At 72.3% G+C, this 19,961-nt stretch carries 20 protein-coding genes, 1 other RNA gene and 1 pseudogene; 9 read left to right on the top strand and 13 right to left on the bottom strand.

What is annotated here, in order from left to right; translation table 11 throughout:
• Nucleotides 1–26: 26 nt before the first annotated feature.
• The 3 genes from AC0KTA_RS27220 to AC0KTA_RS27210 are packed head-to-tail and all read left to right on the top strand — an operon-like array spanning nt 27 to nt 2,040.
• Nucleotides 27–683, top strand: coding sequence for an ABC transporter ATP-binding protein (locus tag AC0KTA_RS27220; protein WP_481050845.1), 657 nt, complete (start codon nt 27–29; stop codon nt 681–683).
• On the top strand, nt 680–1,552 hold the full coding sequence (locus AC0KTA_RS27215) for an ABC transporter permease (protein ID WP_481050844.1): 873 nt from the start codon (nt 680–682) through the stop codon (nt 1,550–1,552). Before AC0KTA_RS27220 ends, AC0KTA_RS27215 begins: the two co-directional genes overlap by 4 nt.
• Nucleotides 1,549–2,040 carry an SRPBCC family protein gene (locus tag AC0KTA_RS27210; protein WP_481050843.1) on the top strand — a complete coding sequence of 164 codons (492 nt, stop codon included), beginning with the start codon at nt 1,549–1,551 and terminating at the stop codon, nt 2,038–2,040. The genes AC0KTA_RS27215 and AC0KTA_RS27210 overlap by 4 nt, the downstream gene beginning before the upstream one ends.
• 30 nt (nt 2,041–2,070) lie before the next feature.
• Here the strand turns inward: AC0KTA_RS27210 and AC0KTA_RS27205 are convergent, their stop codons facing one another.
• A complete protein-coding gene (locus AC0KTA_RS27205; protein ID WP_481050842.1) occupies nt 2,071–2,754 on the bottom strand; it encodes a DUF899 family protein in 684 nt (227 codons plus the stop codon).
• A 281-nt stretch (nt 2,755–3,035) separates the two neighbouring features.
• On the opposite strand from AC0KTA_RS27205, the gene AC0KTA_RS27200 reads away from it, so the two are divergent.
• On the top strand, nt 3,036–3,236 hold the full coding sequence (locus tag AC0KTA_RS27200; RefSeq protein ID WP_481050841.1) for a hypothetical protein: 201 nt from the start codon (nt 3,036–3,038) through the stop codon (nt 3,234–3,236).
• On the opposite strand, the gene AC0KTA_RS27195 is transcribed toward AC0KTA_RS27200, so the two are convergent.
• The 4 genes from AC0KTA_RS27195 to AC0KTA_RS27180 all read right to left on the bottom strand — a co-directional run bounded on the left by AC0KTA_RS27195 (nt 3,184) and on the right by AC0KTA_RS27180 (nt 5,929).
• Nucleotides 3,184–3,840, bottom strand: a complete 657-nt coding sequence (locus tag AC0KTA_RS27195; protein ID WP_481050840.1) for a DUF6629 family protein — start codon at nt 3,838–3,840, stop codon at nt 3,184–3,186. The genes AC0KTA_RS27200 and AC0KTA_RS27195 overlap by 53 nt on opposite strands.
• Before the next feature lie 99 nt (nt 3,841–3,939).
• The gene (locus AC0KTA_RS27190) at nt 3,940–4,296 is read right to left on the bottom strand and encodes an ArsR/SmtB family transcription factor (protein ID WP_481050839.1); all 357 of its coding nucleotides are present in this window, start codon (nt 4,294–4,296) and stop codon (nt 3,940–3,942) included.
• The gene (locus AC0KTA_RS27185; protein WP_481050838.1) at nt 4,293–4,784 is read right to left on the bottom strand and encodes an SRPBCC domain-containing protein; all 492 of its coding nucleotides are present in this window, start codon (nt 4,782–4,784) and stop codon (nt 4,293–4,295) included. The genes AC0KTA_RS27190 and AC0KTA_RS27185 overlap by 4 nt, the downstream gene beginning before the upstream one ends.
• Nucleotides 4,785–5,188: 404 nt before the next feature.
• Nucleotides 5,189–5,929 (bottom strand): class F sortase, encoded by a 741-nt coding sequence (locus AC0KTA_RS27180; protein WP_481050837.1) that lies wholly within the window; start codon nt 5,927–5,929, stop codon nt 5,189–5,191.
• 368 nt (nt 5,930–6,297) lie between these two features.
• Here AC0KTA_RS27180 and AC0KTA_RS27175 point away from each other — a divergent pair, with 368 nt between their 5' ends.
• Nucleotides 6,298–6,897, top strand: coding sequence for a hypothetical protein (locus AC0KTA_RS27175; RefSeq protein WP_481050836.1), 600 nt, complete (start codon nt 6,298–6,300; stop codon nt 6,895–6,897).
• A gap of 1,003 nt (nt 6,898–7,900) precedes the next feature.
• Here AC0KTA_RS27175 and rnpB read toward each other — a convergent pair.
• From rnpB to AC0KTA_RS27160, 3 genes and pseudogenes are all read right to left on the bottom strand, one after another.
• Nucleotides 7,901–8,302, bottom strand: an RNA gene (rnpB, locus tag AC0KTA_RS27170) — RNase P RNA component class A.
• A 118-nt stretch (nt 8,303–8,420) separates the two neighbouring features.
• Nucleotides 8,421–9,203 (bottom strand): annotated as a pseudogene (locus AC0KTA_RS27165) (DMT family transporter); the annotation flags it as partial.
• A 27-nt stretch (nt 9,204–9,230) separates the two neighbouring features.
• Nucleotides 9,231–10,220 (bottom strand): AraC family transcriptional regulator, encoded by a 990-nt coding sequence (locus tag AC0KTA_RS27160; RefSeq protein WP_481050835.1) that lies wholly within the window; start codon nt 10,218–10,220, stop codon nt 9,231–9,233.
• 113 nt (nt 10,221–10,333) lie between these two features.
• Here AC0KTA_RS27160 and AC0KTA_RS27155 point away from each other — a divergent pair, with 113 nt between their 5' ends.
• Both AC0KTA_RS27155 and AC0KTA_RS27150 read left to right on the top strand, forming a co-directional pair.
• Nucleotides 10,334–11,161: a MerR family transcriptional regulator gene (locus tag AC0KTA_RS27155; RefSeq protein ID WP_481050834.1), complete on the top strand. Its 828-nt coding sequence runs from the start codon at nt 10,334–10,336 to the stop codon at nt 11,159–11,161.
• On the top strand, nt 11,158–11,811 hold the full coding sequence (locus tag AC0KTA_RS27150) for a hypothetical protein (RefSeq protein ID WP_481050833.1): 654 nt from the start codon (nt 11,158–11,160) through the stop codon (nt 11,809–11,811). Before AC0KTA_RS27155 ends, AC0KTA_RS27150 begins: the two co-directional genes overlap by 4 nt.
• On the opposite strand, the gene AC0KTA_RS27145 is transcribed toward AC0KTA_RS27150, so the two are convergent.
• The gene (locus tag AC0KTA_RS27145; protein WP_481050832.1) at nt 11,762–13,237 is read right to left on the bottom strand and encodes an RNB domain-containing ribonuclease; all 1,476 of its coding nucleotides are present in this window, start codon (nt 13,235–13,237) and stop codon (nt 11,762–11,764) included. The genes AC0KTA_RS27150 and AC0KTA_RS27145 overlap by 50 nt on opposite strands.
• Nucleotides 13,238–13,347: 110 nt before the next feature.
• Here AC0KTA_RS27145 and yaaA point away from each other — a divergent pair, with 110 nt between their 5' ends.
• Nucleotides 13,348–14,148, top strand: coding sequence for a peroxide stress protein YaaA (gene yaaA, locus AC0KTA_RS27140; protein ID WP_481050831.1), 801 nt, complete (start codon nt 13,348–13,350; stop codon nt 14,146–14,148).
• A 226-nt stretch (nt 14,149–14,374) separates the two neighbouring features.
• Nucleotides 14,375–15,010: a bifunctional 4-hydroxy-2-oxoglutarate aldolase/2-dehydro-3-deoxy-phosphogluconate aldolase gene (eda, locus tag AC0KTA_RS27135; RefSeq protein ID WP_481050830.1), complete on the top strand. Its 636-nt coding sequence runs from the start codon at nt 14,375–14,377 to the stop codon at nt 15,008–15,010.
• A 25-nt stretch (nt 15,011–15,035) separates the two neighbouring features.
• On the opposite strand, the gene AC0KTA_RS27130 is transcribed toward eda, so the two are convergent.
• From AC0KTA_RS27130 to AC0KTA_RS27115, 4 genes are all read right to left on the bottom strand, one after another.
• Entirely contained in the window at nt 15,036–16,460 is a 1,425-nt protein-coding gene (locus AC0KTA_RS27130; protein WP_481050829.1) for a bifunctional RNase H/acid phosphatase, read from the bottom strand.
• A gap of 12 nt (nt 16,461–16,472) precedes the next feature.
• Entirely contained in the window at nt 16,473–17,216 is a 744-nt protein-coding gene (locus AC0KTA_RS27125; protein ID WP_481056578.1) for a zinc ribbon domain-containing protein, read from the bottom strand.
• Entirely contained in the window at nt 17,213–18,070 is an 858-nt protein-coding gene (locus tag AC0KTA_RS27120) for a Nif3-like dinuclear metal center hexameric protein (protein WP_481050828.1), read from the bottom strand. The genes AC0KTA_RS27125 and AC0KTA_RS27120 overlap by 4 nt, the downstream gene beginning before the upstream one ends.
• A gap of 124 nt (nt 18,071–18,194) precedes the next feature.
• Nucleotides 18,195–19,235 (bottom strand): ABC transporter substrate-binding protein, encoded by a 1,041-nt coding sequence (locus AC0KTA_RS27115; protein WP_481050827.1) that lies wholly within the window; start codon nt 19,233–19,235, stop codon nt 18,195–18,197.
• Nucleotides 19,236–19,961 lie beyond the last annotated feature (726 nt).

Below are 19,961 nucleotides of genomic sequence, written 5' to 3'. Positions count from 1 at the left end.
GGCCCCACACCAGAAGGAGAGAGGCAGTGACGCCCGGACCGTACGCCCTGCGTGTGCTCGACGTACACAAGGCCTACAGGTCGCACAAGGTGCTGAGAGGCGTCTCGTTCACCGTCGAGCCGGGCGCGCTGGTGGGCATCGTGGGCGAGAACGGCTCGGGCAAGAGCACGCTGCTGCGCGTCCTCGGCGGGCAGCTCGCCGCCGACGCGGGCGAGGTGGAGCTGCGCGGCACGCTCGGGCACTGCCCGCAGGCGACGGTGCTCAATGACGCGCTGACCGTCGATCAGCACCTGCGCTGGTTCCGTACGGCCTACCGCCTGGACGGCACCGACCGCGCCGACGAGCTGCTCGACGAGCTGCACTTCGCCGAGTACCGGCACACCCGGGTGGAGGTGCTCAGCGGAGGCACCCGGCAGAAGCTGAACCTGACTCTGGCGCTCATGCACGACCCGGATGTGCTGCTGCTCGACGAGCCGTACCAGGGCTTCGACTGGGAGACGTACCTGCAGTTCTGGGACGTCGCCGCGCGGCTGCGGGACCGGGGCCGCTGCGTGCTCGTCGTGTCGCATCTGGCCTGGGACGCCGGGCGTCTTGATGTCGTCCACCACTTGCGGGACGGCGTGGCCACGCCCTGGAACGCGGACGAGCACCCGGCCGCCGCCGCCCAAGGGGCACTGCGATGACCCGGGCCTGGGAGGTGTTCCGCACGGGCGCCGGCTTCGCGCTCCTGGAACACGCCCGCAACCGCCTGGCCCTCGTCCTGGTCGTCGGCTACATCCCGCTCTGGCTGACGCTGGAGCACTGGTTCGTCTCGCCCGAGCCCGCGCGGTTCCTGCTGCGCGCGACCGGCCGCACCGTGACCGTCGACGGCAATCACCTCACCATGGTGTCCGGAGCCATCAACACCGTGACGCTCATCGTCGGGTTCATGATGTTCATGACGACGTTCAAGGCCCTCGCCTTCGACCGCAGGCTCGCGCTCGCCGGGTACCCCCGGACCTGTCTGCTGGTGAGCAAGGTCGTGGCCATGACGGTCGCGTCGGCGCTGATCGCGGCGTACGCGACGGCCGTGGTGTGCTGGTACTGGGACCCGGTCCGGCCGGGGCTCCTCGCCCTCGGCCTGTTCACTGCCGCCGTGAGCTACGGCGGCATCGGCATCCTGCTCGGCGCGTTCCTGCGCAGCGACCTGGCCGGGCTCTTCGTCATCATCATGGCCAGCCTGCTGGACACGATGCTGCAGAACCCCATGAGCAACACCGAGGCGGACAAGGACGGCCTCCAACTCCTCCCCGGCTACGGCCCCACCCAGGTCTCCGTGACCGCCGGCTTCACGTCCGCGGACACGTCGTACGGTCATCTGCTGCTGGGGCCCGCCTGGTTCGTGGCCGCGTGGGTCCTCGGGACGGCGGCGTTCTTCGTACGCACGCGGGATCACCTCGGGGCACGGGCGCGGCGGGCGGCGCGTCGGCCCCGTACACCTCGTACGCCCCCTACACCCCGTACGGCTCGTGCGCCTCGTACTCGTCGTCCTGCAGGAGAAGGCACCACATGACCCGCCACGACCTCCACTTCACGGGCCGCTGGAGGGCACCGCTCCCGCCCGAGACCCTCTACGCGAAGCTCGCCGACATCGGGTCCTACCCCACCTGGTGGCCGGCCTTCCGCTCCGTGCGGCAGACCGCGGAGCGGGAGTGCGAGGTGGTCATCAGATCCCTCCTGCCGTACGAGCTGACGCTCCGTCTGACCCCGGTCGTGGAGGACCCGGCCGCGGGCATCCTGGAGGCGGCGCTCACCGGCGACATCGCGGGCGCCGTCCGCTGGAGAGTGCGCCCCGGCGAGCTCCACGAAAGCGGCCCCCACCAAGACGGCGGCGCACTCCGCTCCAGCGTGGCCCTCTTCACCGAACGAGTCACCGTCCACAAGCCCGCCCTGCGCCGCTGCATGCCGCTGGCGCGCCCCTTCTTCCACCTCAACCATGCGGCGGCCATGCGGGCGGGGTTGCGGGGGTTGGCGGGCGGGGGGCCGCCGGGTCCGCGGTAGGGGAACCGGCACACCGCCGGCCGTCGGGGGTCAGTAGTCGAGGCTCGGGTACCAGTCGCCGCGGCCCTGCGGGGTCAGGTCGAGGAGGTGCCAGAGGGGGGCCAGGAGGTCGATGCCGCGCTCGTCGATGTCGTCGGCCATGCGTGGGTGGGTGGAGTAGAAGTGGCGGACCGTGCCGTCGCCGTCGCGGGTGAAGACGGAGACGGTGGAGTCCTGTTCGCCGACCTTGTCCTCGCTGCCCAGGTCGTACTTGAACGTGCTGTCGCCGCAGCTCAGGAGCCGTAGCCGGTGCCAGCCGCGGTTGCGGGCGTGCTGCCGCAGGGTGGGCACGTCGGCGGCCGCGGCGATGACGAAGTCGGCGTTGCGTGCGATGTGGTGGGCGATGCCGTTGAAGCCGTCGATCCAGAGGGTGCACATCGGGCACGGGTCGGTCTGCAGCTTGCCGTACATGAAGTGGTAGACGATCAGCGGGCGGTCCGCGGCGGTGAACAGCTCGCTCAGAGCGACCTCGCGGACCGGTGTGTCGCCGGCGTCGAGGTCGGCGGGGCCCTCGATGAAGACGTAGTCGTCGACGGGTGGCCCCTGCGGGAGCGCCCGTCGCCGGGCCGCGACCTGCTCGCGCCGGCGCATGAGCTCGATCTCGGCCAGGCGCAGCTCTTCGCGGGCATCGAGGTAGTCCGCCGATTCGCCGGGCAGTCTGGTGTGCCGCACCATCGCGTCCTCCTGACCTCCTGAGGTGGCCGTTCCCCGGTCCCCGGTCCGGTCCTTTCGAGTCTATGGCGGCTCCACGGTCGCCGACAGTGGAGCCGAAGTCCGGTTCCGTGCGAAGCGAACCGAGAACGGACGGGCGGCACTTCGTGGCGGCCGCCTCCCCCATGCGGCGGATACGGCCGCGACCTTCGGACGATGCCCGGGCACCGCATGGATGGCGACGATCAAGGCGCATGCCATCACGCGCATCACATCTCATGACTCGCCGAGATCGGAGCCTCACCGTGCTGAAGTGGACCCTGCGCGCCGTCGCCGTCCTTGCCATCGCCGCCGCAATCGCGGCCCCCGTCGCCGTGCCCGCACAGGAAGCCGTGGCCGCCGCACCCGCCGTGACCGTGCCCGCGTCCGCCCCCGACACCCCGAGGGCCGAGCTCACGTCCGCCGTGCAGGGGGAGGCGCGGTCGGACCACCCCGTCGCCTTCTAGAACGCCCGGCCCAGAGCGCCAGGACGACCGAACACACCGCGGCGAACGCGCACCACGTCGAGATGTACTCCTGCCGCCACAGCACGACGCACACCGCGGCCCCGACGGCGACCAGGACACCGAACAGGACGAGGCCCCGGTCGCCGGACAGGAGCAGGGAGCCGATGGTGGCGAGGAGGTAGCCGACGACGACCAGCTCCGCCTGCGGCAGTCCCAGGGAGTACCCGACGGTGTGCCCGCGGATCTCGGCCGTCACGGTGCGGGTGGCCAGCGCGTACGCGAGCGCCGCCGCCGTCGCGACGCCCGCCGCGAGGGGGAGGAGCAGACGGCGGCGGGCATTCGGTGGCGCGGCGAGCAGCACGGCCGCCGGCACCCACAGCGCGAGCAGCGGGAGCGCGATGACAGCCCAGGCGACGGTGGCGGGCCCGGTGCCGCCGTCGTTGTGCCAGACCGCGGCCTCGATGATCTGGTGGACCCCCAGGAGCAGCGGCAGCGCGGCCAGCGGCAGGTCACGGCGGCGTCGGACCGCGAGGGCCACCGAGGCCACCCCCACAGCCGCGATCCCCGTCCCCGCCACGAGGTCGGCCGGCGCGCTCCAGCACATGGCGGCAACGCTACGGCCGCCCCGGCGCGGGAGCGCGACAGGCGCTCCTTAAACATCAGTACGCATCAGCGCTCACCAGCACTCATCGGCCGTCTTCCGTCAGTCGGAGGCTTCCGGGGCTTCGGAGACGTCCGCGCCGGGACGCTCCGCCAGTTCCTTGATCCGCAGCAGGCGGGTCTCCCAGGAGCGGCCGATCCGGTCCAGCTCCCGGGCCAGCGCGCCGAGCCGGGCGCCCACGGCGAGGTGGACGACCTCGCGTCCACGCTGCTCGGACTCGACCAACCCGACCTCACGCAGCACCTCCAGGTGCTTGCCGATCGCCTGCCGACTCACTGGCAACACCCTGGCCAGCGCGGACGCCGACATGGGGCCCTCGCCGAGCCGGCTGAGGATCTCCCAGCGCGTCGGGTCGCCGAGCGCGGCACACACGACGGGGAGGGTGGCGGTCGCGGTCATGTCGTCGGGGCCGGCGCGGACTTCTCGACGAACACCTTCGCGGCCTCCAGTTCGGCGAGCCACCCCTTGTCATTGCCCTCGCGCTCCTTGAGCCACACGGCCGGGTCGTCGGCGAGGCTGGAGAACCCGCTCTCGACGACGCGCAGCGTCACCCCGCCGCCGTCCCGCTCGTTGATCCAGAACTCGACGAGGGTCGAGGGCGTCGACTCGTCCCGGGACGGGGTGCCGATCCAGCGGAACGCCGCGTAGCGCGGCTTGTCCAGCTCCACCGTCCGGAACCGGAACTCGCCCAGCGTGGGATGGCGCACGACGGCCATGTCGCCCTCGTAGCGCAGATCCGGGTCGGCCTCGACCACGCCGTCGTTGATGTACCAGCCGGGGCGCACGACCAACTCCCAGACCCGCTCGGCCGGGGCGTCGATGTCGATCTGCCGGGCGATCCGGTCGAGCTCGGCGAGTTCGGCGTCGGTGTAGGTGGTGTTGTTCATGGCTTCCTCCCTTGGGTGTTTCCCTGCCATCAATCTGCAACTCAACGATTGCACATCGGGGCCGCGGCTGCAACCTATCGGTTGCAGTTCGACACGCAACTCCGAGGTGGAAGAGGGATACCCGAGGGAGGGCGCGCGCTCGGCGCAGCGAATGTGCTGGTCAGAGGCGGAAAGGCAGACGAGTCGGGCTGTACGCCGGGGACTGTGGCCGCGATCAGGTGCTCGGTCGCCCTCCGCGCCCCGCCCCGCGGCCTGCAACCGGTCGGCGAAGCCCGGCCGGTCGTACGCCTCCAGCCCCACCCGCGGCGGGACCGCCAGAATCTGCAGGTCGGCCTCGGACGCGAGCGGAAGCCCGTCTCACGCTGCAGGGCGAGCCCCGGAACGGCGATAGCGGGGGCGGCGTGTCAGCGAGTTCCTACCAGATAGGCATATGCCACAACGTTTCCGGAGTACCCGGACGTCTTTGAATAGGTTCCGCCGCAGGTAATGAGGCGCAATTCCGGGCGACCCCTGTCACCGTAGACCTCACGCACGGGGAAGGCCCGCTTGGAGTGCGCTTTCACTCCATAGACGCGGAACACGGCTGTTTTGCCGTCACGCCGCCGGACCTCGATGGAGTGCCCTGCGCGGAGCGCCCCGACGCCGTAAAAGACCGCTGGTCCGCTGCTGTAATCGACGTGACCGACAATGACGGCAGTGCCGGCAGAGCCGGGGGACGCCGAAGCCCGGTACCAGGCCGTCAAGTTGCGGTTTTCGGGCGGTGGTTCCTGGATCTGGCCGTCGCCCCGCAGTCCAACGTCCACAACAGGGGCGGAAACACGGATTGAAGGGATCCGGAGCCCTACGGGCTTCGAGGGAAGGAGAGGAGCGGCGGCAGGCGGGTCGCCGGCCTCCTTACCGTCCCGGCCTGGTGCCTGAGACCGCGGCGGCTGCGGAGGGCCTGCCTCCCCGAACAGGCCGCGTGTGGTCAGGACGAGTCCCACGACGATGAGTACGGCCGCACAGCAGGCAAGTACGCGACGGCCGCGCAGGGTGAGTCGGGCCGGCCGGACCCCCCTCGAGCGCTGAGACCGGGCAGCAGGCAGACGGTTGACTCGAGACTGCGCGGGCGGACGCCCGGGGTGTGCATTTCGCGGGTGGCGCATAGGGCCTCGTGATCACCTGATAAGGGGTCTACGAAACGCGGCCGAGGATAACATCCGCCAATCCGTCCGCCGCATATCGGGCAGCGTGTCATCGGGGCGAAATTGTTTTCTATGCACCGCCATCAGACGGTAGTTCGTTCGGCTCAACATCCAACTTCAGAAGAATTAACACTCCGTCTGACCAGGGAATTTTGAGCGGCAACCGGCCCAGCGGCGAGGCATGCGAATGAATCAACTCGGACACGTAAGTCGACAAGTCACCTAAGTGGGAGGTTACCGACGCCATCCCTTTGCTCGACCGCACGATTCATCGACCCGTGCGCCGCGCCGAGGGCCAGCTACCCGAAAGAAATGAACGGAGAATCAACGTGCGCGAATCACGCTTCCTCCATGCCGTGGCGCTCATCACGGCAACGGCAGCGCTATCGCTCCCAGCCTCTGCCCTCGCTCTCCCCAACGAGGTCGCCGTCGACCCTCCTAGGGTTCAGCAGTACGCCCAGACAAAGGTCAGCGCTCACGCCTGCGGCAACCACGCCATCCGCGCCACCGGTTCCACCACAGCCGCTCGCGGCACATTCACCTTGACCAAGGGGCCCGGTGACGCTCATCCCACCGGGCGCTTCACGGTCGCAGGGAACGCCCCGCTGGGGACCAACACCGTCACGATCATGTGCGACACGGGCGCCGACTTCACCGTCGACTTCACCGTGCTGAAGGGCGCACCTTCCCGACCGGGCCACACACCTCCCCGACAGGCCATCAAAGTGACGGAACGCCACAACACGCCTCCCCAGCGGGCCGTCAAAGTCACGGCACACCACAAACCTCCCGCCGGACCCGTGAGCACCGGAGTCGGTGGCTCGGCTCAGGACGGCACCACCTCAGGACTCCTCGGGCTCGGGGTGCTCGCGGCCGGCGTCGGCGCCATCTACGTGCTGCGCCGTCAGGCGAAGAGGAGGAACTGCTGATCAGTCCCATACCGCCGGCAAGGCTACGGGCTGCCCACACGGGCTGGGCAGCCCACGCCCACGTACCGCGTCGAGAATCGAAGAGGCTCCGGTCCTCGAACTGCTGCGGTGCTGCGACTGGTTGGCAGGAGCAGGGCTGGTCGCGTTGATGTCGGCGCTGGGCTGAAACAGGCTGAGGGAGATGAGATCACTGCACGATGCCGCGGCCCGGGGTGACACCGAGCTCCCTCGGACTTGGAGACCCCGGCGTCCCCGCCCAGGTCCCTTGACCAGTAAGTCATGCCGGGACAAGGTCATCGCGTCGCCTGTCCCAACGAGCTTCGTCACGCGGAGAGTTGTGCAATTCTGCAGTGCACATCGGATGCACAGTTGCTCGATGATGGTGAAGCACGGTCACATGTACGCACGCTTTGTTGACCATGAATCTCTCCTCGCGCGAGGGGGACATCGGGGCCCGCCGGGATATCGGACGAAGGCACCCCTTGAAGGCTCGGGACAGCGCGGCCCCCTGAACCGGGGGCCAGTAGCGGGTCAGGGTGACCAGGTCGTCGTACTCCGACGGGATCGGCGGAAGGCCACGTCGCTCCCGCTTACGCAGCGCCGCAGCCGACAACGGTGCCCGCCAACGCGCCATGTGTTCCCGGTACCTGGAGAGCAGGAACTGCGAACTCCCGCTGATGCACGTACGAGGCGTACACCGCCACTCCCGCCACCACCAACGCACAGGGGCGCCACCCGCAGTGGGTAGACGGCACGGCGACGGTGGTGCTCGGTGATCTTCATCAACGGTCTCCCTTCGTCATCGCACGGCTGAGAGCAAGGCCTGGCACACAAAAGTGCCCCACCCAAGCAGTGCTGGGTGGGGCATGCAGGCGCAGGGCCCAGTGCACATCCAGTGCACACTTGCGCGGGAAGTCCCGGGAACTCCCAGGTAGAAGAGGGATGTCCGAACGGGCGGACGCGGGCTCGGACGCAGCGAATGTGCTGGTCAGGAGCGGAAAGGCAGACGAGTCGGGCTGTACGCCGGGTTCTGTTCCGAAGGGTCCTCGCGGGCCCCTCGGCGACGGCCATCCATCTAGGGCCGGCATTGCTGCCGGCCTCGTGCGGTCTACCCGCGGACTCGGGCGGGCAGCCCTCGAACGTCCGCGCAGAAACACCGGGGTGTTTCCTTTTGACCTTGCTCCAGGTGGGGTTTACCTAGCCGCCTGAGTCACCTCAGGCGCTGGTGGTCTCTTACACCACCGTTTCACCCTTACCCGGCGCCGGAGCGCCGGGCGGTCTGTTTTCTGTGGCACTGTCCCGCGGGTCACCCCGGGTGGCCGTTAGCCACCACCTTGCCCTGTGGAGCCCGGACGTTCCTCGGGGAGGTCCACAAGGACCTCCACGCGGCCGTCCGCCCGGCTCGTCTGCCGTGTCGACCATGGTACCCGCCGGGGTGCGGGCCGCGGGCCCGAGGCCGCCGTGGCCAGGAACGAACCGGCGAGGATCAGGGTGAAGGCGGCCGCGAAGGACGGGGTGAGGGATTCGGAGAGGAACGTGAAGCCCGCGGCTGCCGCGACCGCCGGGTTGATGTACGTGAAGACCACCGCGCGGGTCGGCCCGGCCTCGCGGATCAGTTCGAGGAAGACGATGAACGCGAGGGCCGTGCAGATGACGCCGAGGCCCGCGAGCGCGGCCAGCGTCGGGGCGTCGGGCATCGTGTCCGGCCAGGTCGCCGCCGCCGCGGGGGCGTAGACGACGGCCGCCAGGGTCAGGCACGGCGCTATCAGTTGCAGCGTGGGTACGTCCTTGAGGTGGCGGGCCACGATCAGCGGGGCGATCGCGTAGCCGAGCGCCGTGATCATGACCTCCGTCAGCGACCACGCGTCGCCGCCGGTGAGGTGCGGGACCGTGAGGACCGCGACGCCCGAGAAGCCCAGGGCCAGTCCCGTCACGCGGCGCGGGCCGAGGCGTTCGGTGGCGCCGAAGAAACGGGCCAGGAGCGCGCCGATGATCGGGACCGCGGCGATCAGCAGGCCCGCGGTAGAGCTGGACAGGTGGCGTTCCGCGTCCGTCAGGGTCCACCACGGACCCAGGATCTCCACGCACGCGAACGCCAGCATCGGGCGCCAGTGCGTGCGCAGTACGGCCGGCATGCCGCCCTGGCGCAGGGCGAAGGGGAGCAGCAGCGCGGCGCCCAGCGCGCAGCGCGTGAACACCACCATCGACGGCGTCAGATCGCTGTCCACCGCCACTTTGATCATGAGGTACGGGATGCCCCACAGGACGCCCATGAGGGAGAAGAGAAGCCAGCCGCGTGCAGTCATGGGGCGAGTTTCGGACAGGGCGGGTGGTTACGTCTTGAACGTTGTTGCGGACGCCTTGAGCGTTGTTGCGGGCGCCGGGCCGGTCTCGTCCCCACGTGCCGGGGGCGCGTCGGTGCGCACACTGCTGCGGTATGCCGCCGGGGTCACCCCCACCACCCGGCGGAACCAGCGCGTGAGATGCGCCTGGTCGGCGAAGCCCACCAGGCCCGCCACCGCCGCCGGGCGCAGCCCGCTCTCCAGGAGACCGCGGGCCCGCGTGACGCGGTGCTGCGCCAGCCACGCGTACGGCGGCATCCCCATCGTCGTACGGAAGGCGCGCAGGAGTTGGTAGCGGGACAGGCCCAGTTCGGTGGCCAGTTCGGTGAGGGTGGGGGGCGTGAGGATCTCCGCTGCCAGGCGGTCCCGGACGGCCCGGGCGAGGGCGGCCGCGCCCGGGACCGGGGTGCGGTCGCGGTCGCGGAGGGGGTGTGCTTCGGCGTGGCGCCGGGCCAGGGCGGTGAACAGTTCGGTCAGGCGGGCCTCCGCGGCGAGGGCGGTCAGGGCGTCCGCGCCCGGGCTCAGGGCCTCCGCTCCCGGGCCCCCGCCCGCGCTCAGCCCCGTGTGCGCCGCCCGCAGCGCCGCCGCCAGCTGCGGGTCGTCGACGACCGACTCGCGGAAGTGCGGCAGGGCGCGGGCGCCGTCGGCGAACAGGTCCACCGAGGGGTACATCGCGCGGTACGCGTAGCCGCCGCCGGGGCCGGGGCGGCCGGTGTGGGTCTCGCCGGGGGCCAGGACCACGACGGCGCCGGGGCCTATGTCCAGGCGGCCGCCGCGGTAGTCGATGATCTCGCTGCCGTCGACGCAGACGCCGACGGTGAACTCCTCGTGGTAGTGCGGCGCGTAGCGGTGGCGGTCGAAGCGGGCGGTCAGGAGGTCGAGGGAGCCGCCGCCCAGGGGTGCGCGGGTCCAGGTCGCGCGCTCGCCGGCGGTGGCGCGTGGGCTGTCCGAGGGGTTCCCCGCACGTTCGGTGTGCCCCATGTGTCCCCCGTCTCACCTTGCGAAGGCCGGTCCGTGGCCGAGGCCGCGATCGTACGAGACGGATCGGAGCGGGTGCTTGACCTTGTCGTAGCGTCAACGTTTCTACTGGGGGCATGCGGATCGGAGAGATCGCGGCCGCCGTCGGGCTGACCACGCGCGCCATCAGGCACTATCACCATCTCGGGCTGCTGCCGGAGCCCGCGCGGCGGCCCAACGGGTACCGGGACTACGGGCTGCGCGAGGCCATCGTGCTGGCGCGCGTCAAGCGGCTGACCGAGCTGGGGCTCGGGCTCGACGAGGTGCGGGACGTGCTCGCGGACGACGAGGGGCGCGAGCTCACCGAGGTCCTCGCCGAGCTGGACGACGACCTCGCCCGGCAGGAGGCGGACATCCGGGCACGGCGGGACCGGCTCGCCGAGCTGCTGCAGATGTCGCGGGAGGGGCTCCTGCCGGGCGAGGGGCCGGTCTCGCCGGGGCTCGCGGAGCTGTTCGGGCGGTTCAGCCCGGCCGACTCGGCGACCGCCGCCAAGGACCTGGAGCACCTGGCGCTGTTCGACGCCACCGCCGACCCGGCCCGTCGCGACCGCATCTACCGGGCCCTGCGCGAGCTGGCGGACAACCCCGAACTCTCCGCGCGCCTCGGCGCGTTGTACGCCCGCATGGACGACCTCGCCGACGCGGCACCGGACGACCCACGGGTCGAGCCGCTCGCCGAGGATCTCGCGGCCATCGTGCCGGACGACCTCCTCGCGGTCCTCGTACACGGGGGCGAGGACCGCGAGGACGGCGCCCCGCCGAAGGACGCCGCCCAGGAGCCGCCGGGCTCCGCCACGGGCAGCGCCTTCGGCGAGGCGTTCCTCGACGACTTCGCGCCCGCCCAGGCGGCGGCGGTGCGGCAGATGCTGAAGCTGCTCACCGGGCGGACGGGGTGGACGCCGTGAGGCGGGCGGCACGGGTCCTGCGCCGACTGGTCGCCCACGAGCTGCGCGGGTTCCAAAGTCTCGCGCTGTGGGTGGCCCGGCGGCGGCACGGCCTCGGGGCGGGGGCGCGCCCGGCGGCGTACACCGGACCGCAGACCGCGCTGCTCTTCGGCTTCGGGTTCGTGGCGGTCGTGGAGACCGTCGTCCTCGCGCTGATCGTGCCGTGGCCCGCCGTGCACGCCGCGTTCCTGTTCGTGGACGTCTACACGGTGGTGCAGATCGTCGCGCTGCACGCCGCGTGCGTGACGCGGCCTCATGTGGCGGGCGCGGACGGGTCGTTGCGGGTGCGGTACGGGCAGTTCCTCGACCTGCGGATTCCGGCCGCCGACATCGAGCGGGTGCGGGTGGACCGGCGCTACCCGGAGGGCCGCAACGTCCAGGTCCACGACGACGGCACCCTCGACGTCTCCGTCGGCAGCCAGACGACGGTCACCGTCGAACTCGCCCGGCCGGTCGCCTTCGTACGCCCCATGGGGCTGCGCGCGCGGGCGCGTGTGGTGCGGCTGCACGCGGACGACCCGCGGGCCCTCGTCGACGCGCTCAGGTCGGAGCGAGACGCGCTCACGCCGGAGCGAACAGCACCGTCGCCCGCCCCGGATCCGCTTGGGTGAGCCGCACCCGCAGCCGCTCCCCCAGCGGCAGCCCGCCCGGTGCGGTGCCCGGAACGCCCAGAGCCCCCGGAGCGCTCTCGATGCGGCCGACGACCGCCGGCTCGGTCAACTGCACGGTCCCGACGGTCGGTTCCTGTTCCTTCACGTCCACGACGACCCCGTCGAAGACCTCCCCGACCCGGTCCTTCAGGAGGGCCGCCTCGACGATGTCCACGCAGCCGCGCTCCACGGAGTTGGCGCGCCGCGTGCCCTCGGCCATCTCCCGCGGCAGCTCCGGCAGCGCGGCGAGCACCCACTCCGGCGGCTCCGCGCCCGCGCACGCGGCCAGGCACAGCTCGGAGGCGTAGCGGTCGACGAGGCGGCGCAGCGGCGCCGTGCAGTGGGCGTACGGCGCGGCCACGGCGGCGTGCGTCGTCAGCTCCGGGACCTCGCCGTCGCCGAACGCCGTGTACCCGGCGCCGCGCAGCAGCGTCGTGCACTCCTGGAGGAACGCCGCGTGGTGCGAGTCGCGCGGGTCGAGGGAGCGCACGAGCCGCGCGTACGGGACGTGGTGCGGCCAGTCGATGCCGAGGGCCTTCGCGGTGTGGTGCAGTCGGCCGACCGCGCCGTCGGGGGCGGTCGGCAGCGTCCGCAGGATCCCGGTGCCGGAGGCGATCATGAGCTCGGCGGCCGCCATGCCGGTGAGGAGCGAGATCTGGGCGTTCCAGCCGTCGGCGGGCAGCGGGGCCCGGAAGGCGAGTTCGTACGTCCCGTCCTGCTCGGTCACCTCCTGCTCGGGCACGTTCAGCGAGATGCCGCCGCGCTCGACCTCCAGTCGCTCGCGCGCCCGCCCGATGTCCGCGAGCAGGGCGAGCGGCTCTTCGGCGGTGCCCGCGTCGATGGCGCGCTGTACGCCGCCGTAGTCGAGCTTGGCGCGGCTGCGGACCAGGGCGCGGCGCACGTCGGTGCTCCGCGTGCGGCCGTCCGCGTCCAGGTCGAGCGTCCACAGCACGGCCGGGCAGGTCTGGTCGGGCAGCAGACTGGCCGCGCCCTCGCTGAGCGGGGTGGGGTGCAGGGGGATCTTCCCGTCGGGGAAGTAGAGGGTGCTGACGCGGCGGTGCGCCTCGGTGTCGAGCGGGCCCGCCGGAGTGACGTACGCGGCCACGTCCGCGATCGCGTACCGCACCCGGAAGCCGCCGCCCGCCCGCCGCGACAGGTGCATCGCCTGGTCCAGGTCGACGGACGACGGCGGGTCGATGGTGAAGAGGGGGATGCCGGTGGCGTCCTCGTCCGGCAGCCGCGGGGCCGCCGCGGCGCGTTCGGCGTCCGCGAGCACGGGGGCCGGGAAGGCGTCGTCCGGCACGTCGAGCCGGGTGCGCAGGTCGCGCAGCGCGGCCCGCAGCGGAGCCTCGGCTGCGCCGGTCACGTGGAGCTGACGGCGGGGCATGCACCGAGCGTAGGACGGGGTTCGGGGGTCGGCACCCCGGCACCGCGTACGCTTTCGCGGGGGCCGCACCCCCTCAACGAGAACCGACTGACGAAACCGGAGACGCGATCGTGCTCGTCCTGTTGCCGCCGTCCGAAGGCAAGGCCGCGTCCGGCCGGGGGGCGCCCCTGAAGCCGGAGTCGCTGTCCCTGCCCGGGCTCGCCGACGCGCGCGCCGTCGTCCTGGACGAACTGGTCGAGCTGTGCGCGGCCGACGAGGACAAGGCGTGCGAGGTCCTCGGCCTCAGTGAGGGGCTGCGCGGGGAGGTCGCGAAGAACGCCGAGCTGCGGACCGCCGGGGCGCGGCCCGCCGGGGAGATCTACACCGGCGTCCTCTACGACGCCCTCGACCTCGGCTCGCTCGACGCGGCGGCCAAGCGGCGGGCGGCCCGCTCCTTGCTCGTGTTCTCCGGGCTGTGGGGGGCGGTCGGGGTGACCGACCGGATTCCCTCCTACCGCTGCTCGATGGGGGTGAAGCTGCCCGGGCTCGGGGCGCTCGGCGCGTACTGGCGCGGGCCCATGGCCTCCGTGCTGCCCGAGGCCGCCGGGGGCGGGCTCGTGCTCGACCTGCGGTCGTCGGCGTACGCGGCCGCGTGGCGCCCGAAGGGCGAGGTCGCCGGGCGGACGGCGACCGTGCGGGTGCTGCACGCGCAGGTCGTGGACGGGGTGGAGCGGCGGTCCGTCGTCTCGCACTTCAACAAGGCGACCAAGGGGCGGATGGTGCGGGCGCTTCTCTCCGCGGGGGTGGCTCCCGCCGGGCCCGCGGAGCTGGTCACCGCGTTGCGGGATCTGGGGTACGTGGTCGAGGCGGAGGCGCCCGGCCGGGCCGGGCGGGCCTGGGCTCTGGATGTGGTGGTGCGCGAGATCCACTGAGGGTGGGCCCTGCCGGGGGTTCCCCAGTCGGGTGGGTGTCCCGTGCGGTGCGGGTGGGACGGGCCCCCGCCCATCGCCGCTTCGCGGCTCGTCCTCAATCGCCGGACGGGCTAAAACCTGCCGGGGCGGACTGTTGCGGCAGATAGGAAGGGCGGGTGGGTGGGGAACGTTGCGGTGTGTGCAACGGGCTTTGCGCAGCGTGTGGGAGGCGGGGCACGATGACCCCATGAACCCCTCTGCCGCCGCCAAGGCCTCCGTGCTGGATATGGCCCCCGTTGTCCCCGTAGTAGTCGTAGAGGGCATCGAGGACGCCGTCCCGCTCGCGCGGGCGCTCGTCGCGGGTGGGCTTCCGGCGATCGAGGTGACGCTGCGGACCCCCGTCGCCCTGGACGCGATCCGGGCGATCGCCGACGGCGTGCCGGACGCGGTCGTCGGCGCCGGCACCGTCATCTCGGCGCGGAACGTCACGGACGCGGTGGACGCGGGCGCCCGTTTCGTCGTCAGCCCCGGCTGGACGCCGGCGCTGCTCGACGCGATGAAGGCGTCGGGGGTGCCGTTCCTGCCGGGGGTCTCGACGACCTCGGAGGTCGTGGCGCTGCTGGAGCAGGGCGTCGGCGAGATGAAGTTCTTCCCGGCCGAGGCGGCGGGCGGGACCGCGTATCTGAAGTCACTCGCCGGCCCGCTGCCGCAGGCCCGCTTCTGTCCCACCGGCGGCATCTCCGCCGCCTCCGCGCCCGCCTACCTCGGCCTGAAGAACGTCGGCTGCGTGGGCGGAAGCTGGATGCTCCCGGCCGAGGCGATCGCCGCCAAGGACTGGGCGCGCGTGGAGTCCCTGGCCCGGGAGGCGGCGGCCCTCCGCTGAACCCCACCCGGGGCCGTGCGTGCCCTCAGCGCAGGTGGCCCGTGTCGTTCAGCAGCCGCACGCTCGCGTTGCCGTCCGCGTAGTACGCCACCGCCGACAGCGACGCCGCCGACAGCTCCATGCGGAACAGCGACTCCGGCGGCGCGCCCAGCGCGAGCCTGACCAGGGTCTTGACGGGCGTGACGTGCGTGACGAGCAGCACGGTACGGCCCGCGTACGCGGCCAGGAGCTTGTCGCGCGCGGCCTCGACCCGGGCGGTGACCTCGGTGAAGGACTCACCGCCGGGCGGCGCGACGTCCGGCGAGGCCAGCCACGCGTTCAGCTCGTCGGGCTGCCGCTCGCGCACCTCCGCGAAGGTCAGCCCCTCCCAGTCCCCGAAGTCCGTCTCGCGCAGGCCCTCTTCGAGGTGCACGTCGAGTCCGAGCCGGGCGGCGACGGTGCGGGCGGTCTCCTGGCAGCGCAGCAGCGGCGAGGAGACGACGGCCTGTACGGTGCCGCGCGCGGCCAGCGCGGCGGCGACACGCACGGCCTGCTCCCGGCCTACGTCGGAGAGCGAGGGGTTGCTGCCGCCGCTGCCGGAGAAGCGCTTCTGGGGCGTGAGCGGGGTCTCGCCGTGGCGGAGGAGCACGAAGGTCGCCGGGGCGCCGAGGTCGGCGGGTGCCGCCCAGCCCATGGGCGGGGTCGCCACGGCCTCCCCGCCCGCGTCGACGTCACTCGCCCCGGCCCCGGCCGCGACGGACCGCGCCGCACGCACGTCGGCTTCGGCCCCCGCCGCCGTACCGGAAGTACCGGACACACCGGAAGTTCCGGAAGGGCCACTTGATGTGGCCCCAGTTGATGTGGTCCCGGAGCCCGCGCCGCCTCCGGCGCCCCGCGCCGCAGTGGCTCCCGCCCCCGCCAGCGCCGCCCGCGCCTTCGCCGCGCCGGCCGCCGCGTCCCCGGGCGGCCCGGCCGGAGCACCGGCACCGGCCCCGGCACGACCAGTCGCGCGCGCCGGGCGGTCCAGGTCCGCCGTAGACGCCGACGGCGACCACTTCTCGCCCCGCTTGCCCGCGTCCATCGCCTCGTTGGCGAGCCGGTCCGCGTGCTTGTTCTTCTCGCGGGGGATCCACTCGTACGTCACCTGGGGGGCGGGGAAGACCCGCGCCGCCTCGGCCGCGAGCGGCTTCATGTCGGGGTGCTTGATCTTCCAGCGGCCCGACATCTGCTCGACGACCAGCTTGGAGTCCATGCGGACATGGACCTCCGCCGCCGGGTCCAGGGCGTGGGCCGCCTTGAGGCCCGCGACCAGGCCCTTGTACTCGGCGACGTTGTTCGTCGCGATGCCGACGTACTCGGCGGTCTCCGCCAGGGTCTCCCCGGATTCCGCGTCGATGACGACCGCGCCATAGCCCGCGGGCCCCGGGTTGCCCCGGGAGCCGCCGTCGGCCTCGACGATGAACTCCCGCACCGCGCGCGCCCCTTACAGACCGGACTCGGAGGTGCGCACCAGGATGCGGCGGCAGTTCTCGCAGCGCAGGACCGTGTCGGGGGACGCGGCCTTGACCTCGTTCACCTCGGTGATGTTGAGCTCCAGGCGGCAGCCCTCGCAGCGCCGCTGGTAGAGCTTGGCGGCGCCGATGCCACCGTGCTGCGCGCGCAGCTTGTCGTAGAGCTTGAGCAGGTCGGCGGGGATGGAACCGGCGACGACCGCGCGCTCCTTGGTGGCCGTGCCGGCCTCGCGGTCGAGCTCTCCGGTCGCGGCGTCCCGGCGGGCCGTCGCGTCGTCGATCTTCGACTGGACGGAGGAGACACGCTCAGTCAGCTCGGCCACGCGCTCCTGCGCGGACTCGCGGCGCTCCATGACCTCGAGGACGACGTCCTCGAGGTCGCCCTGGCGCTTGGCGAGCGAGGCGATCTCCTTCTGGAGGTTCTCCAGGTCCTTGGGCGAGGTGATCGCGCCGGAGTCCAGGCGGTTCTGGTCGCGGGCGGCGCGCTGGCGCACCTGGTCCACGTCCTGCTCGGCCTTGGTCTGCTCGCGGGCGCAGTCGCTCTCCTCGGTCGTCGCGGCGACGAGCAGGTCACGGAGTTGCGTGAGGTCCTTCGTCAGCGACTCGATCTCGGCGTGCTCGGGCAGCGCCTGGCGCTTGTGCGCGAGCTGCCTGAGGCGTACGTCCAGGTCCTGGAGGTCGAGGAGACGGATCTGGTCGGCGGGCGCGGCGTTCAGTTGGGGGCTCCAAGAGTGCTAGCAGCGGGGGACGACGCCGAGTGGGCGGTCCAAGGGTCGGTGACCGTCTTCGAGACGTGGACGCGAAGTCCCCATCCGTGCCGGTCGGAGATCTCGTCGAGCTGGGCCGCGGCCAGCTCGCACCAGGGCCACTCGGTGGCCCAGTGCGCGGCGTCGAGCAGCGCGAGGGGCGCCTGGGCGCGCGCCTCGGAGACCGGGTGGTGGCGCAGGTCGGCGGTGAGGAAGGCGTCCACGCCCGCGGCCCGGACGGCGTCGAAGAGGCTGTCGCCGGAGCCGCCGCTGACCGCGACCGTGCGGATCGGCTGCGCCGGGTCGCCGGCGACGCGGATGCCCTGCGCCGTGGCGGGCAGGCACGTGGCCGCGCGGTCGGCGAACTCGGCGAGCGTCAGCGGGTGTTCGAGCTCGCAGACACGGCCGAGGCCGCGCCGCCCGTGCTCGTCGCCGGTGTCCGGTACGAGGGGGCCCACGACGCGCAGGTCGAGCGCGCCCGCGAGGGCGTCGCTCACCCCGGGGTCGGCGGAGTCGGCGTTGGTGTGCGCGACGTGCAGGGCGATGTCGTTCTTGATCAGGTCGTGCACGACCCGGCCCTTGAACGTCGACGCCGCGACCGTCGTCGTACCCCGCAGGTACAGCGGGTGGTGGGTGACGAGCAGGCCGGCGCCGAGGCGCACCGCCTCGTCGACGATCTCCTGGACGGGGTCGACGGCGAACAGGACCCGCGAGACCTCGGCCTCGGGATCACCGCACACGGTGCCGACGGCGTCCCACTGCTCGGCCCGCTCCGCGGGCCACAGGGCGTCGAGGGCGGCGATGACTTCAGACAGACGGGGCACGAATAAGAGGCTACCTTCCCGCCGTGCCCCTGAGTCCATGGGTCACGGACCGCCACAGGCGCGTGACGAGCGGCTACAGACCGCCCGCCGCGCGGCGAAGGGGTGTTCGCCGCGCGGCGTCCGGCTACTTGACGAGGTGGCCGCGGAGGTCGTCCAGGACCTGGTCCGCCGCCGTCACCCCGAGGCCCAGGTACCAGGTCTCGTCCGGGACGTCCTTGGCCTGCCCGGACTTCACGGCCCCGAGCTTCTTCCACAGGGGGTTCTTCTCGGCGGCCGAGCGGCCGGTCTTCTTGGCGTCGCCGTAGACGCCGGTGAAGATCCAGTCGGCGTCGGCCTGGTCGATCTTCTCCGGGCTGATCTCGGCGGCGAGCACGTTGGGCTGCTGGTTCTTGGGGCGGGGCAGGCCGGCGTCGTTCAGGATGGTGCCGATGAAGGACGCCTTGGCGTACAGGCGGATGCGGTCGGGCATGTAGCGCAGCATCGTGACGGTGGGCTTGTCGGCGCCGATGTCCTTGCCGAGGGCCTTCGCCTTCTTCTCGTACGCGCCCAGCTTGGCCTTGGCGTCCGTGGTCTTGTCGAGCGCGGCGGCGTTGAGGAGGTAGTTCTCCTTCCAGGTGAAGCCGGGGCGTACGGAGAAGACGGTGGGGGCGATCTTGGAGAGCTGCGGGTAGAGCTTGGCGGCGCGCAGCTCGCTGCCGAGGATGAGGTCGGGCTTGAGGTTGGCGATCGCCTCGAGGTTGAGGGCGTTGATGGTGCCGACGTCCTTGGGGCTGCCCGCGTCCTTCTTCAGGTAGCCGGGGATGCCGTCGTCGCCCTCGGTGGGGGCGTAGCCGACGGGCTTCACGCCGAGGGACACGACGTTGTCGAGCTCGCCGACGTCCAGGACCACGACCCGCTTCGGCGCCTGCTCGAGTTCCGTCTTGCCCATGGCGTGCTCGATGGTGCGCGGGAACTGGCCGGGCTTGGCGCTCGTGCCCATCTTCGCCGTCTTCTCGGCGGCCTGGGCGAACTCGTCGCCGCCCTGGGCGACGGCCTTGCTGCCGCTGCCGTTGTCGGACTTGCCGGAGCCGTCGTCGCCGGACCCGCAGGCCGAGAGGGCGAGGGCGCCGGCCACGGCGAGGGCGAGGGCGGCGGGACCGCGGTGCGGGCGGCGGATCGGGGACATCGGTACTCCAGGGAGCTGTGCAAGCGGGGACTTAGGGTGGCCTTACTGTAAGCGCCGGGCCCCCACCCAGCACAGTCGCCCCCGGCTTCTCAGGCGAATCGTCACTTCGCCACACGTACGCGTGAAGCGGGTGCCTCGCGTGCCACGCCAGCGCGTGCGAAAACTAGCGTCGCGGGCGGAGGTGACCCCAGATGACAGCCCCTGTGGCCGAGCCCTCACCCGCGCCTTCGTCCCCAACCGCACCCGCCTCCCTCCCCGGCGGCGGGGCCGCGACCGGGCGCTGGACCAGAATCGCGACCGGGCCCGGGGCGGCGTTCCCCCCGGCGCCCGCACAGCCCACCGCCGGCACCGGCACCGGCCTGACGGCGGCGCCGGAGGCCGACGCCCCGGCCCTCTCCGGCAGAAACGACCACGAGACGGCCGCCCCGCCGCCCCGCCGCGAGACGGACGCCCCAGCTCCTCCTCGCGAGCGGGGCACCCAGCCCGCTCCCGGCGAGACGGGGACCACGCCCTCGCCCTCTCCCCACCAGGCGGCCACCGCACCCCAGCCCTCACCCCGCCAGGCAGGCACCGCACCCGCGTCTGCTCACGAGCCGGGCACCCAGCCCCAGCCCCGCGAGCCGGGCACCACACCTCAGCCCTCACCCCGCGAACAGGGCAACCGGCTCCCGTCCGCTCACCGCCAGGCGGGCGCCGCACCCTCGCCACCCCACGAGCCAGGCACCC

It is taken from the genome of Streptomyces sp. Y309, assembly GCF_056712025.1.
The sequence above is the reverse complement of the archived record's forward strand: the minus strand, read 5'-3'. Positions and strand labels throughout refer to the sequence as shown.